This is a genomic window from Afifella aestuarii, from assembly GCF_004023665.1.
Lineage (GTDB): Bacteria > Pseudomonadota > Alphaproteobacteria > Rhizobiales > Afifellaceae > Afifella > Afifella aestuarii.
Genome location: NZ_SAUF01000001.1, coordinates 362,349 through 375,509 on the forward strand (window position 1 = coordinate 362,349; position 13,161 = coordinate 375,509).

14 protein-coding genes and 1 tRNA gene are annotated in these 13,161 nt (G+C 64.5%); 10 read left to right on the forward strand and 5 right to left on the reverse strand.

Features of this window, described 5'->3' with window-relative positions:
- Positions 1-128: 128 nt before the first annotated feature.
- From EO094_RS01625 to EO094_RS01645, 5 genes are all read left to right on the forward strand, one after another.
- A complete protein-coding gene (locus tag EO094_RS01625; RefSeq protein ID WP_205649797.1) occupies positions 129-671 on the forward strand; it encodes a TRAP transporter small permease subunit in 543 nt (180 codons plus the stop codon).
- 51 nt (positions 672-722) lie between these two features.
- A complete protein-coding gene (locus EO094_RS01630) occupies positions 723-2,351 on the forward strand; it encodes a TRAP transporter large permease (protein WP_128290611.1) in 1,629 nt (542 codons plus the stop codon).
- Positions 2,352-2,366: 15 nt separating this feature from the next.
- Positions 2,367-3,143: an SDR family NAD(P)-dependent oxidoreductase gene (locus EO094_RS01635; RefSeq protein ID WP_128290612.1), complete on the forward strand. Its 777-nt coding sequence runs from the start codon at positions 2,367-2,369 to the stop codon at positions 3,141-3,143.
- A gap of 71 nt (positions 3,144-3,214) precedes the next feature.
- Complete coding sequence (locus EO094_RS01640) at positions 3,215-3,403, forward strand: DUF3008 family protein (protein ID WP_128290613.1); 189 nt, start codon at positions 3,215-3,217, stop codon at positions 3,401-3,403.
- A 248-nt stretch (positions 3,404-3,651) separates the two neighbouring features.
- Positions 3,652-5,187 carry a putative bifunctional diguanylate cyclase/phosphodiesterase gene (locus EO094_RS01645; RefSeq protein ID WP_164879515.1) on the forward strand — a complete coding sequence of 512 codons (1,536 nt, stop codon included), beginning with the start codon at positions 3,652-3,654 and terminating at the stop codon, positions 5,185-5,187.
- Positions 5,188-5,262: 75 nt separating this feature from the next.
- On the opposite strand, the gene EO094_RS01650 is transcribed toward EO094_RS01645, so the two are convergent.
- Positions 5,263-5,490: a hypothetical protein gene (locus tag EO094_RS01650; protein WP_128290615.1), complete on the reverse strand. Its 228-nt coding sequence runs from the start codon at positions 5,488-5,490 to the stop codon at positions 5,263-5,265.
- 468 nt (positions 5,491-5,958) lie between these two features.
- On the opposite strand from EO094_RS01650, the gene EO094_RS01655 reads away from it, so the two are divergent.
- On the forward strand, positions 5,959-7,257 hold the full coding sequence (locus EO094_RS01655) for a glycosyltransferase family 87 protein (RefSeq protein ID WP_128290616.1): 1,299 nt from the start codon (positions 5,959-5,961) through the stop codon (positions 7,255-7,257).
- Positions 7,258-7,284: 27 nt separating this feature from the next.
- On the opposite strand, the gene EO094_RS01660 is transcribed toward EO094_RS01655, so the two are convergent.
- A tRNA-Val gene (locus EO094_RS01660) sits at positions 7,285-7,359 on the reverse strand.
- 134 nt (positions 7,360-7,493) lie between these two features.
- Positions 7,494-7,856: a cell cycle two-component system response regulator CpdR gene (gene cpdR, locus EO094_RS01665; protein ID WP_092813218.1), complete on the reverse strand. Its 363-nt coding sequence runs from the start codon at positions 7,854-7,856 to the stop codon at positions 7,494-7,496.
- Between the two features lie 152 nt (positions 7,857-8,008).
- Between cpdR and EO094_RS01670 the strand changes: the two genes are divergently transcribed.
- Positions 8,009-8,905 carry an N-formylglutamate amidohydrolase gene (locus EO094_RS01670; RefSeq protein ID WP_128290617.1) on the forward strand — a complete coding sequence of 299 codons (897 nt, stop codon included), beginning with the start codon at positions 8,009-8,011 and terminating at the stop codon, positions 8,903-8,905.
- Positions 8,906-9,244: 339 nt separating this feature from the next.
- Complete coding sequence (gene hisN / locus EO094_RS01675) at positions 9,245-10,021, forward strand: histidinol-phosphatase (protein WP_205649798.1); 777 nt, start codon at positions 9,245-9,247, stop codon at positions 10,019-10,021.
- On the opposite strand, the gene EO094_RS01680 is transcribed toward hisN, so the two are convergent.
- Both EO094_RS01680 and EO094_RS01685 read right to left on the reverse strand, forming a co-directional pair.
- Entirely contained in the window at positions 9,987-10,979 is a 993-nt protein-coding gene (locus EO094_RS01680) for an alpha/beta fold hydrolase (protein ID WP_246008330.1), read from the reverse strand. The two genes, hisN and EO094_RS01680, sit on opposite strands and share 35 nt — an antisense overlap.
- A 193-nt stretch (positions 10,980-11,172) precedes the next feature.
- Positions 11,173-11,589 carry a hypothetical protein gene (locus EO094_RS01685; RefSeq protein WP_128290619.1) on the reverse strand — a complete coding sequence of 139 codons (417 nt, stop codon included), beginning with the start codon at positions 11,587-11,589 and terminating at the stop codon, positions 11,173-11,175.
- A gap of 283 nt (positions 11,590-11,872) precedes the next feature.
- Here EO094_RS01685 and EO094_RS01690 point away from each other — a divergent pair, with 283 nt between their 5' ends.
- On the forward strand, positions 11,873-12,355 hold the full coding sequence (locus EO094_RS01690) for an Hsp20 family protein (RefSeq protein WP_128290620.1): 483 nt from the start codon (positions 11,873-11,875) through the stop codon (positions 12,353-12,355).
- Between the two features lie 187 nt (positions 12,356-12,542).
- Positions 12,543-13,097, forward strand: a complete 555-nt coding sequence (locus EO094_RS01695; protein WP_164879516.1) for a GNAT family N-acetyltransferase — start codon at positions 12,543-12,545, stop codon at positions 13,095-13,097.
- The last annotated feature ends 64 nt before the right edge of the window (positions 13,098-13,161 follow it).

Below are 13,161 nucleotides of genomic sequence, written 5' to 3' on the forward strand. Positions count from 1 at the left end.
GGCGCGTTCGAGGGGGGCGCGTTCGAAGGAAGGGTGTTCGGGGCGGGTTCTCCCGCCCCTTTTCAGTTTTCCGCGAGAGGGTTAGGCGCATGCGGCGGGCCGCCTGCCGCGCCTGAAGGGGAGAGAGCGTGAAAGCCATCATCGCCGTGATCGACGGTCTCAACTACCGCATCGGCCGCGCCGTCATGTGGCTCGCCGTCCTGACGGCGCTCGTGCAGTTTGCGACCGTCATCCTGCGCTACGTCTTCTCCATCGGCTTCATCCCGATGCAGGAATCCATCTGGTACATGCATGCGATCCTGTTCATGACCGGAGCCGGCTTCACGCTCCTGCAGGACGGGCATGTGCGCGTCGACGTCCTCTACCGCGAGGCCTCGCCGCGCAAGAAGGCGCTCGTCGATCTCTTCGGCGCGCTGTTTCTGCTCCTGCCGGTGTGCGTGGCGGCCTTCTGGCTGTCGCTCGGCTATGTCAGCAATTCCTGGCGCATCCTGGAGCGTTCGACGGAAGTGAGCGGCCTGCCGCTCATCTTCGCGCTGAAGACCTTCATCTGGGTCTTCGCCATTCTCGTCGGGCTGCAGGGGGTGGCGATGGCTCTGCGCGCCATCGTGGCGCTCAAGGAGCATGACGACAGCTATACGGCGGCTGGAATTGCGCGCGACAGCGTTCACTAATTCACGCAACCAAACGGGCCTCGTCCGCAGAACGGGCGATCGGCAAAGTTCATGATCGACCCGCTCCTTCTTTGTCTCTTGATGTTCGTGGCGGCCTGCGGGCTTTTGACGGCGGGCTTTCCCGTCGCCTTCACGCTCGCCGGAACGGCGCTCGGCTTCGCCCTCATCGGCTCCGCCTTCGACGTCTTCTCGCTGTCGCTTCTGACCGCCTTCCCGCAGTCGATCTTCGGCACGATGACCAACGAGACGCTCGTGGCCGTGCCGCTTTTCGTCTTCATGGGGGTGATGCTGGAGCGATCGCGGATCGCGGAAGAACTCCTCGACAATATGGGGCGGCTCTTCGGCTCGGTGCCGGGCGGTCTGGCGTTTTCGGTGTGCATCGTCGGCGCGCTTCTCGCCGCCTCTACCGGCATCGTCGGCGCGACCGTCGTCACGATGGGGCTGATGTCGCTGCCGACGATGGTGAAGCGCGGCTACAACAAGCGCCTCGCCTGCGGCACGATCGCGGCGTCGGGCACGCTCGGGCAGATCATCCCGCCCTCGATCGTGCTCGTGCTTCTGGGCGACCAGCTCTCCGTCGCCTATCAGAACGCGCAGTTTTCCATGGGGATCTTCGCGCCCGACACGGTGTCGGTGAACGATCTCTTCGCCGGCGCGCTGCTGCCGGGGTTTATGCTCGTCGGCCTCTATATCGTCTATCAGATCATCTACGTCTTTCTCCATCCGGCCGAAGCGCCGGCGATCCCGCATGAGGAGCTCGGCGAGCTTTCCGGCTTCGCCTTCTGGGGTCAGGTGATCCATGCGCTCGCCCCGCCGGTTCTGTTGATCGTCGCCGTGCTCGGCTCGATTTTGATCGGGCTCGCCTCTCCGACGGAGGCTGCGGGCGTCGGCGCGATCGGCGCGACGATGCTCGCCGGCTACAAGTGCGACGAGCGCCGCGCCGGGCCGATTTTGATCGGCGTTCTGTGCATGGCCGGCCTTCTCCTCCTCACCTCTTTCTATGATCTGCGCTCGCAAAGGAGCGTCGTTTCGGTCGAGGAATGGGTGGCGATCGGGGCGGCGGTGGTGCTCACTCTCGGTCTTGCCTGGGGCGTGGTGATGGCGCTCTGGCGCACCTTCACGTGGCGCGATGAAAACCGCGAGCGGGTGCTTGGGGCCGTCTGTCAGTCGACGATGGCGATTTCGGCGATGGTCTTCACCATCATCATCGGCGCGCGCATGTTCTCGATCGTCTTCATCGGTCTCGGCGGGGCCGATTTCATCGAGGAGTTTCTGACCGCGCTGCCGGGCGGCACGCTCGCGGCGATCCTTCTCGTCATGCTCGTCATGTTCGTGATGGGCTTCTTTCTGGATTTCCTGGAAATCGTCTTCATCGTCGTGCCGATCGTGGCGCCGATCCTGTTGCAGATGGAGATGCCGGGCGGCGGCACGATGAGCCCGGTCTGGCTCGGCATCATGATGGCGGTGAACCTGCAGACCTCGTTCCTGACGCCGCCCTTCGGTTTCGCTCTCTTCTATCTCCGGGGCGTGGCGCCGCCCGATATCCGCACCACCGACATTTATCGCGGGATCGTTCCGTTCGTTTGCATCCAGGTCTTTGCGCTCGTCCTGTTGTGGTTCCTGCCGGATGTGGCAACCTGGCTGCCGCTCAAGCTCTACGGGCATTATAGCGACCCATAGCTCCAGGGGGATCACATGCGCGCGGACGAGCTCTTCGATCTGAAAGGACAGGTGGCGCTCGTCACCGGCGCTTCATCGGGGCTCGGGCGGCGCTTTGCGCGGGTGCTGGCTGAAAACGGCGCCAAGGTGGTGCTGACGGCGCGGCGCCAGGACAAGCTCGAAGAGCTTGCAGATGAGATCGTGGGGGCAGGCGGCGCGGCGCTCGCGGTCGCTTGCGACGTCACCGATGAGGCGAGCCTCACGGCCGCCTTCGAGACCGCCGAGGCGCGTTTCGGGACCGTCACGGTCCTCGTCAACAATGCCGGCATCGCGCCGGCGGGTCCCGCCATCTCGCTTCAACGCGAGCATTGGCGGCAGGTGATGGCGACCAATCTCGACGCGGCGTTCTTCGTGGCGCAGGCGGCCGCAGAGCGCATGGCGAAGGCGGAGACGGGCGGCACGATCGTCAACATCGCCTCGGTCCTCGGCTTTGCCGTTTCCAAAGGGACCGCGCCTTATGCGACCTCGAAAGCCGCACTCGTTCATCTCACCAAGGCGCTGGCGCTCGAATGGGCGCGGTATCGGATTCGCGTCAATGCGATCGCGCCGGGCTGGTTTCTGACGGAGATCAACCGCGATTTCCTGGAAAGCCCGGCGGGCGAGGCGATCGTCAAACAAAATCCGATGCGCCGCTTCGGCGAGGAGGGCGATCTCGACGGGGCGCTCTTGTTTCTCGCCTCAAAGGCCAGCGCCTATGTGAGTGGCACGACGGTGACGGTCGATGGCGGGCAAGTGCTTGCAGGCGGAGGATAATTCGGTTTCAGCCGAATGAACCATCGAGCCCGATGAACGTTTCCTGGGAAACCTCGTCAGGAGATGTCGCAATGCCAGCCAAGTCGAAAGCCCAGCAAAAGGCCGCCGGGGCGGCGCTTTCCGCCAAGCGCGGCGAGACCAGGACATCCGATCTCAAAGGCGCCTCGAAGTCGATGTACGAATCGATGGATGAAAAGGAGCTCGAGGATTTCGCCAAAGGCGGCCGCAAGGACAAGCCGGACCACGCATCCAAGAGCTGAGCGCCCGCGCCGGCCTGGCGCGGCGCTGATCAGCGCCGTGCGGATGCCGCCGGGTGGCCTGTGGCGATCGCAAGATTCAGAAGCGGCAAACCTTTTTCTGCGATATACACGTGTAGATTGAGAATTGGCGGCGGGGCTTGACTGTTGTTAGAATTGCGCAACTTTGAGGTCTTATGCAGCGTAACAGTTTTCGCTCCGAGCCCCGGCCATCCCCCGCCGACGTTCAGGAGCCAGACCGGAGCAGGGTCGTGATCCGAACCCTTCTGATCATCGCTGCGGCTGCCGCTGTCGGCTACGCCTTCAGCCTCAGCTACGATTTCTTCGAGGCGCTGTACGATTTCAGCCGCCACCACGAATCCTGGCAGCTCGACGAGATTTTCGGAACGGCCGTCATCATGACGCTGATCCTGCTCGGCGTCGCCATCTGGCGGGTGGTGCAGCTGCGCCAGGAGATGGCGGCCAAGGACACCGCCCAGCGCGAGGCGCAGCGCCTTGCCCGGCACGACGTTTTGACCGGGCTCCCCAACCGCCGGCGGCTGTTCGAGATCTTCGAAAGCCATGTGATCGCCGCGCAAGATAGCGGACGGCGGCTTGCCGTCTTGATCATCGATCTCGACCGCTTCAAGCCGGTCAACGACCTGCACGGGCACCAGATGGGCGACGAGGTTCTGTGCATCGTTGCCGAGCGGCTGACGCGACTTGCGGTCGGCCGCGGCGTGGTGGCGCGCTTCGGCGGCGACGAATTCGCCGCGCTTCTCGAATATGAGGACGAAAGCGACGAGCTCCTCCGGCTCGTCCACAAGATCGTCCACGACATGGCGCTGCCGATCCGCGTGCGCGGCATCAGCATGCGCATCGGGGCGAGTGTCGGCGTGGCGCTTTATCCCGACGACGGAGAAGCCGCTGACGTGCTTTTGCGCAACGCCGACATCGCCATGTACCATGTGAAGGCGGAAGAGCGCGGCAGCTTCCACTTCTTCAAAGCGGGGATGGATTCTGCTCTCCTGGAGCGCATCGAGCTCGAGCAGCAGATGGACGAGGCGCTGGCGAGGCGGGAGATCGTCCCTTATCTGCAGCCCGTCGTCGACCTCAAGACGGGCGGGATCGTCGGCTTCGAGATGCTGGCGCGGTGGCTGCATCCGCAAAGGGGCATACTGTTGCCGGACCGGTTCATCGCCATGGCGGAGGACAGCGGCAAGCTGACCCGCATGACTCTCGCGCTTCTGGAGCAGGCGATGGAAGCCTCGGTCGCATGGCCGTCGAGTTTCACTCTATCGATCAATCTCGCGCCCGTGCAGCTTCTCGATCCGGCCCTGCCGAGCCAGCTCCTCGACATTCTGGCGCGCGCCCGCTTTGCGCCGCACCGGCTGGAGGTGGAGCTCACGGAAACGGCGCTGGTGGAGCGCATGGACGAGGTGAAGGCCGTGCTTGCGGCGCTTCGCAAGGCGGGGATTCGCGTCGCGCTCGACGATTTCGGCACCGGCTATTCCGGGCTCTACCATCTGCGCGAACTGCATCTCGACACGCTCAAGATCGACCGCTCCTTCATCGCCGGCATGCTGGAGAGCGAAGACCGGCAGGCGATCGTGGAGGCGGTCCTGCATCTCAGCCAGGCGCTCGGCATCGACACCACGGCGGAGGGCATAGAGGAGCTGGCGCTCGGCGAGAAGCTCGCCGAGCTCGGATGCCAACTCGGTCAGGGATTCTATTACAGCGAGCCGCTGCCGTTGGAGGCTGTCGACGACCTCATCGGCCGCAACTGGCCGGTGCGCGCGAGCGCCTGAGGGCTGTTGCCCGGCGGGCAGATGCTCACTGGGGCGATCTCAGGGTGCAGATGCTCGAAGCCGCGCACGTTCGGCTCAGCTGTAGAAGATGCCCAGGATCTGGAGGAAGGCGCCGAGGATAAGGATCACGATGCCGAACTGGCCGGCCCGGCGAATGTTCTCAAGGATCGCCTGCTCTTCGTCGTTTTGCGGCGGGCGAGGCTCCGGCATGCCGGGCTTCTGCGCCTGAAAGCCGATGCCGTAGCGCATCACGAGAAGAATACCGACCAGGTTGAAGATCACCCCGAATAAGGTGAGGACCATCTCAATCTCCCATGTTCCAGGCGACCCGCGGTGTCGCTGGATTGCCAACCGAGGCTCCGGGCCGCAAGCAGGCTCGCGACCGGCAGCAGAAAGGGGGCGCATCCCTTAGGCATCGGTTGCTGCAGAGACGATCTCTCGCTCTGCAAGCGCAGCGACGCCGGATCGGCGAGCCCCCTCATGGCCATGCGACAGCCCCATGGCCGGAGTGTCAACCTAGCCTGACTCGTCATACGGTGGCAGCGGACAGTTTGTCTCTGCCTTTCGCGGCTGTTTTCTCTCCTGTTCCTGGCGGTGTTCCTGGCGGCGTTCTTGGTCAGGCCCGCGCGTTCGTCCTTGGGCCTGGCGCCGATAGGCCGGTGTTAACGGCGGGGTCCGCATAAAAGCCGGCGGTGAGAGGCGTGCCGGGGATTCAGGGGGCGGAGATGCAGGCGCGGAAATGCAGCGGATGCAGTGGCCGGGAGGCCGACGATGAGCGGCGGTGAGATGCCGGCAGGCCAGGAGATCGGCGCCCGCTTCCGGCGCTATCAGCCTCTTATCCTGGCGCTTCTCGCGGTGGCGACGCTCGGCCGCGCCTATCGGTTTTCGGTAGCTGCGGAGGCGGACGGGCCGGCGCGGCTCGTCGATTTCGACATGTTCCACTTGGTCGCACGCCTCGTCTGGGCGGGGCGGCTCGAAGAGGCGTATCGTTTCGACAGCCTCTGGCCGCTCCTTCAGGCGCGCGGCGGCCTCGATTTCATGACCTGGGCCTATCCGCCGCCCTTCGACCTCGTCGTCGCCCCGCTCGGGCTTCTGCCGGCCGGTGCCGCCTATCTCGTCTTCGTCGGCGGCACGCTCGCGCTCTATCTCTTCGCGCTCAAGCGGCTGGCGGGCGAAAATTTCGCTCTGGTGGCGATCTTGATCTTTCCCGCCCTTGGGATCGGCATCAGCGGCGGGCAGAACGGCTTTCTGACGGGCGCGCTGATCGCGCTTTCCTGCCTCGGTTTTGAGAGGCGGCGATGGCAGGCGGGGGTGCCGCTCGGGCTGATGATCATCAAGCCGCACCTTGCTGCCGGCCTTGCGGTCAGGACGCTGCTTGCCCGGCGGGTCGCGGCGGCGGTGGCTGCCGCACTCACCGTGGCGGCCGCCTGTCTCGCCGCGACGCTTTGCTTCGGCGTCGGCATCTGGGCCGCCTTTCTGGAGGCGACGCGCGAGACCGGGATCTTTCTCAAAGAGGGGTTCTTTCCGCTCCACCGCATGGTGTCGATCTATGCGACGGCGCGCAGTTTCGGGCTCGGTGTGGCGCCGGCCTTCGTGGCGCAGGGGCTGGTGGCGCTCGTGGCGCTGGCCGCGATCGTCCGGATGACGTTCGGGGCCTTCACCTTGCGTCAGAGCCTCGGCGTGACGGCGGTCGCCTCGCTCCTCATCACCCCATACGCCTATGATTATGATCTGAGCCTCCTCGGGGTCGGCCTGGCGCTGCTTCTGCCCGATCTCCTCGGCACGGCGGGGAAGGGCGCCATCGGGGCGCTGTTTGCGCTCTGCTTCATCACCTGCGGCTATTGGCTCGTCGAGGCGGTGCCGCAATTGCTGGCGACGGATGGGGCGGGGGACGTGGCGAAAGCCGATGCGCTTCCGGCGCTGGCGGGCCTGACGCTCGTTGCGCTCTTTGCGCTGATCTGGTGGCTGACGGAGCGCTCTGCCGCCATGGCGGCAAGGGGGGCTGCAAGGGCGGCAGCAAGGCGGGCCGAGGCCGCCGCGAACACGTCAGCGGCGGGGGCAAAGACTTGAGTCTTCGGCTTGAGTTTTTCGATGGAATGGTGGGCGCGACAGGGATTGAACCTGTGACCCCTACGATGTCAACGTAGTGCTCTCCCGCTGAGCTACGCGCCCTTCCAAAGGGGTGCCGCCCGAAGGCGACTCGCGGGGATATATCCTCTGCGTTTCGGCCGTGCAAGGCCCTGCGGGCAGAGTTCTTGACCCCGCTTCAAGATATTGTTTGCGGCGCCGGGGCCGCCGGCCCTCTGTCAGGCCGCGATCAGGCGATCCACCTCGTTGACGAGGTCGCGCAGATGGAACGGTTTCGACAGGATTTTCGCATCCTGTGGCGCGGCCATGTCCGGGTTGAGAGCGACCGCGGCAAAGCCGGTGATGAACATGATTCGCAGATCGGGATCGAGCGCGGACGCCTTGCGCGCCAACTCGATGCCATCCATCTCCGGCATGACGATGTCGGTCAAAAGCAGATTGAAAGGCTCGTCGAGCAATCGATTGTAAGCCGAGAGACCATTGTCGAACGCGAGAACGTCATAACCCGCATGTTCGAGAGCTTTGGTCAAAAAACGACGCATGTCTTCGTCGTCTTCGGCGAGCAGGATTCGACCTCGCATGCTTCTCCAGCGCCTTCCGTCTTGAACCCGTCCGTTGTGAGCCCGCTCGGTAAATATCGGGTAAGCGGCCCGGAGACAATGACGGGGCCGGTTCGTTATGGACAGGGACGCGGCAGATCGGCAACATATCCGCATATGACAAGAGGATTTTGATGGACGAGCGCGTGGGAGACGAGCTGCCGCCCCTGCGGCCTTTCAGCCTGTTGGGTCGCTCCGACCCGGTCTCGCCCTTCCTGTTCAATTCCCCGCATAGCGGACGCTTCTATCCGAAGAGCTTTCTCGCCCAGTCGCAGCTCGATGCGACGGAGATCCGGCGTTCGGAAGATTTCATGATCGACATGCTGTTTGCGGGCGTCGCGGAACGCGGGGCGCCGCTTCTCTCCGCCGTCTATCCGCGCGCCTATGTGGACGTGAACCGCGAGCCCTACGAGCTCGAGGCGAAAATGTTTCGCGAGCCGCTTCCGGGCTACGCCAACAGCCGATCGATCAGAGCGGTGGGCGGGCTCGGCACGGTGCCGCGCATCGTCTCCGAAGGCCGGCCGATCTATGCCGGGCCGATCGCGCTCGCCGAAGCGCTTCAGCGCATCGACAGGGTCTATGTGCCCTATCACGAGGCGCTCCGGCAGCGGCTTGCGACCATTCACGCGCAGTTCGGCTACGCGGTTCTCGTCGATTGCCATTCGATGCCGTCGTCGGCGCGCAACGCCGCGCCGGGCATCCGGCCGGATTTCGTCATCGGCGATCGTTTCGGCTCAAGCTGCGCCCCGGAACTCACCGATCGGGCGGTGGAGATGCTGCGGCGGCGCGGCTATTGCGTGACCCGCAACAAGCCTTATGCCGGGGGCTTCATCACCGAGCATTACGGGCGTCCGCAGGCCGGACTGCATGTGATGCAGGTGGAAGTGAACCGGGGGCTCTACATGAACGAAGAGGCGATCCGCCTTCATGACGGGTTCGAGAGCGTGCAGGCTCTCGTGGAGGATCTGGCCGAGGCCCTGATGGGCGTCTCGATCGCGCCGCCGATCGCCTTCGACGAGGCGGCCGAATAAATCGTGACAGGTTCTCGTGCGGATGCGGCTTCGAAACGGTCTGCCTCCCGACGCGCCATGCCTTCGAAAACGGCATGGGCAGAAAGAAAAATGGCCGCACCGAGGTGCGGCCAAGTCTAGGGAGGAAACGCCCAATGAGGGCTGCGATACAACGTATCGCAACGCACAATCTATGCTGCTTTGCACAAGATGCAAGAGGCTTACGGCACCGATTGCCCGTCGGGTTCCGATATAGTCACCCTGAGCGGCAATGCAAACGTTTTGGGTAATTCATCAACCCTCTGATTTAAAACAACTTTTCCCACACAGTGGCAAAACGGCAACCCTGCTATGCATTCCATGGAAAGCTTTTTTCCCTTCCTGCACCGTCTCGCCGACGTGGCGGCCGATGCGATCCTGCCGCGATTCCGCTCCGCGATCGCCGTCGACAACAAGCTTGAGGCGGGCTTCGACCCGGTGACGGAGGCCGATCGCGGCGCCGAGCGCGCCATGCGCGACCTCATCCGCAAGACCTATCCCGAGCACGGCATCATCGGCGAGGAATACGGCGCCGAAGGCGAGGGCCGTTCGCATGTGTGGATCCTCGATCCCGTCGACGGCACGCGCGCCTTCATCTGCGGCCTGCCGCTCTGGGGCTGCCTCACGGGTCTTCTGATCGACGGCAAGCCCGCGGCCGGGATGATGTCGCAGCCTTATATCGGCGAGCGTTTTTTCGGCTCGGCCGAGACCGGCAGCTTTCTGGCGCGCGGCGGTGAGACGGGGCCGATCAAGGTGCGCGCCTGCGCGGCGCTCGACCACGCGCATATCTCCACGACCGACCCCAACATCTTCACCGCAGCGGAGAGACCGGCCTTCGAGAGGCTCTCGGCCCGGGCGCGGCTGACGCGCTACGGCTATGATTGCTACGCCTATGCGATGGTGGCGATGGGCGGCATGGATTGCGTCGTCGAATCCGGGCTGAAGCCCTACGACATCGCCCCGCTCATCCCGATCATCGAAGGTGCGGGCGGCGCGGTGACGAGCTGGACCGGCGGGCCGGCGGCAGGCGGCGGGCGGATCCTGGCGCTCGGCGACACACGTCTCACGCCTGAGGTGGAGGCGCTCCTGGCGACGTGAACACGGCGCGCCAGGCCTCGTCGGGCTCGCCGATGAAGGCATCGAAGGCGGCCCAGAAGATCTCGCGGTAGCGGTCGTCCTCCTGAAGGATCTCATGCATGGCGCCGGCGATGCGGACATTGCCGACGGTCTTGATGCGCATGGTGAACTCTTCGATCGCCCGGTTGGAGACGATGCTCTCCTGGCCGGCCATGGCGATGAGGACGGGAAGCGGCACGCGTTCGGCAAATTCCGGCAGAGCGAGAAATTCCGCCGCGCGCAGGGCCGAATGCACCCAGGCCAAGGTCGGGCCGGAAAGGCCGAGCTCGGGATGCGCCTCGATCAATTCGCGGACGCGCTCATAGCGTCTTTTGTCGGAGGTGACGCGGTTGCCCTCGAAGGGGCGGAGCTGAACGAGATTGCCGCGGAAGGGGCCGGCATACATCTCGCCGAGGCCGAGATAATTCAGGATGCCCGTGACGACGCGCAGAAAATGTGTGCGCCCGCCTGAAAGCGCCAGAAGCGGCGCTGTCAGCACCATGCGCTCGACCTGCGTGCGGGCGCGCGCGGCATAAAGGAGCGCGATGGCGGCGCCGGTCGAATGGGCGAGGATGTTGTAGGGCGGATGGCAGCGGGCGAGCGCCACCTCGCGCATCACCGTTTCGAGATCGACGAGATATTCGGAGAAATCGTCGACATGGCCCTTTCTCGGATCGCGCAGGCTGCGCGAGGAACCGCCCTGGCCGCGCCAGTCGAAGGTGACGACGGAATAGCCGCGGCGGCGCAATTCGGCGACGGTCTCGAAATATTTCTCGATGCATTCCGCCCGGCCGTGGAGGACGAGGACCGTGCCCCGCTTCGCCGAAGCCGCCGGATGCCACCAGGCGGTGCGCAGCTTGCGGCCATCGGGCGTCAGCACGAATTCGGCGTTCGTGCCGTCCGGGATCGGATTTTGCTCGGTTTCAAACAGAATGGCCAAGGCTGCGCCTCCCGCAGCGCTGATACTGGGAAGTGGGTCGGGCGGCAAGCAGTGGCGTTGGTCCCCGATGGGGTGCCCCAAAAAGGGGAGCCGACGACCCGAAGGCCGCCGGCTCCGTCACCGGACGCTGGAGGGGGCAGTTGCAGCGCCCGATCTCTGGTGCTCCGTCGAGGGTGCCGGAGCCGTCATGGGCTTAGCGGTGACGCCAGCCGCCGTGGTGGCGACCGTCGTGACGGCGGTGCTTGGGGCCGATGCGGCTCACGCTGATGACATGGCCGTTATAGGCGTTGACCCGGAGCATGACCGGGGCGCCGCGCCGGCCGCGGGCGGCGAGCGAATAGACGCGACCGCGGGTATCGAAATAGCGGACCGGGGTGAAGCCCTGGCGGCGCAGCTTGCGCGAGATGCGGTGCGTGCTGAGCTTATGGTTCCAGCGGCGCTCGTGATGGCGCCAGCCGCGGCCGCGATAATCGACCTTGGTGACGGCGTCGCTGCGCTCGACTGTCATGCCGGCCTGGCCGGCGGCGATCGGCGCGGCACTGGCGCCCGCTGCGAGCGGCAGGAACGAGAGCGTCGCAAGACCGGCGGCGGCGAGAATGTTGAGTTTCATGGCTTCGTCTCCTCAGTGATGCGGAGGGGCTGCCCTCCATCGATGTTTGGAGACTAGGCGGAGCTCACTGAACTCGTTCAGAACCGGCCGTTCATCTGGCGTTCAGCGGCAAAAGCCCGGGAAACTGCGATTTTCACGCGCTGCACGAAAAGGCTTGAAAGGGATTTTGGGAGTTCCCATTTCTCAATCGGGACGCCGAAAGGGTCCCGCGGAAAGGGCGGATCGGCTTTTGAGAGAGGCCGTCTTTTCCTTCTCAGAATGTCGCTTCAATGGAGGACTTCAGATGCGTCAGTATGATTTGAGCCCGCTTTACCGTTCGACCGTCGGCTTCGACCGGTTGTTCAACATGCTCGATTCCATGGCAGGCTCGGAAAACGGCGGCCAGAGCTACCCGCCCTACAACATCGAGCGGACCGGCGAGACCGCCTACCGCATCACGATGGCCGTGGCCGGCTTTGGCGAGCGCGATATCGACATCGAATCGAAAGAGAACATTCTCACGATCAAGGCGCAGCGCAACGAGGACGAAAACGAGCGCGACCGCGAAATTCTCTATCGCGGGATCGCGGCACGTTCCTTCGAGCGCCGCTTCCAGCTCGCCGACCATGTCGAGGTGACCGGCGCGACCTTGGAGAACGGCCTTCTCCACATCGATCTCGTGCGCGAGATCCCGGAGGCCATGAAGCCGCGGAAGATCGCGATCAGCGGTTCGGACAAATCCGAAAAGCAGATCGATGCGTCGATCGCGACCAGCAAGGCCGCCTGACACCCCCGACCCGACCTCCAGTCATCGGTCGAAGGCGCCCCGCGAGGGGCGCCTTTTTTGTTGGCACGGATTCCGTTCCGGCGGCAGACGCCCTGCGGCTTCAGTGTCGGGCAAGACGCCGGATCGGGTCTTTCGAGGATGGCGGATCCGCGCTGGTTTCGGGCGACATCACCGTGATGGCCTTGCGATGAAATTGATCGAACCGACACACACTGCTCTGTCCGCCTATCGGCGCGCGCTGGAGGATGGGTGGCAGCCTGACGATCGCCGCGCCGATGGCGCGACGCAGCAATTAAGGGAAATCGATGAAAATGCCGCGCAATTCCTCGCGCGTCTGAACGAGCGGAGCGTGCCGGATCGGCCGGTTCGCCTGCCGGACGGCTCCACGCGCCCCCGGCTTCCGAGCTTTCATTATTGGATCTGGGAAGAGGGGTTTTGCGGCCGGATAAGCGTGCGCTGGCAGCCCGGGACAAGCGAACTTCCGCCACATGTCCTCGGTCATATCGGATATTCGGTCGTGCCCTGGAGGCGGAACCAGGGTCTGGCGAGTGCGGCTCTTTTAAAGCTCTTGCCGGAGCTGCCGACGCTGGGCCTTCATCATATCGACCTCGTGACCGATCTGACCAACGCGCCGTCACTCCGCGTGATCGAGAAAGCGGGCGGAAAGCTGGTGGAGCGTTTTCATCTGCCAGAGGGTTATGAGGATGCCGAGGCGCTGAGGTTCCGCATTGCGCTGACTTAGTTTGTCTCGTCCCCGAGGCAGACCGCGCGTCCAGAGACAGGGCGCGCAGTGCGTCCACCTTGCG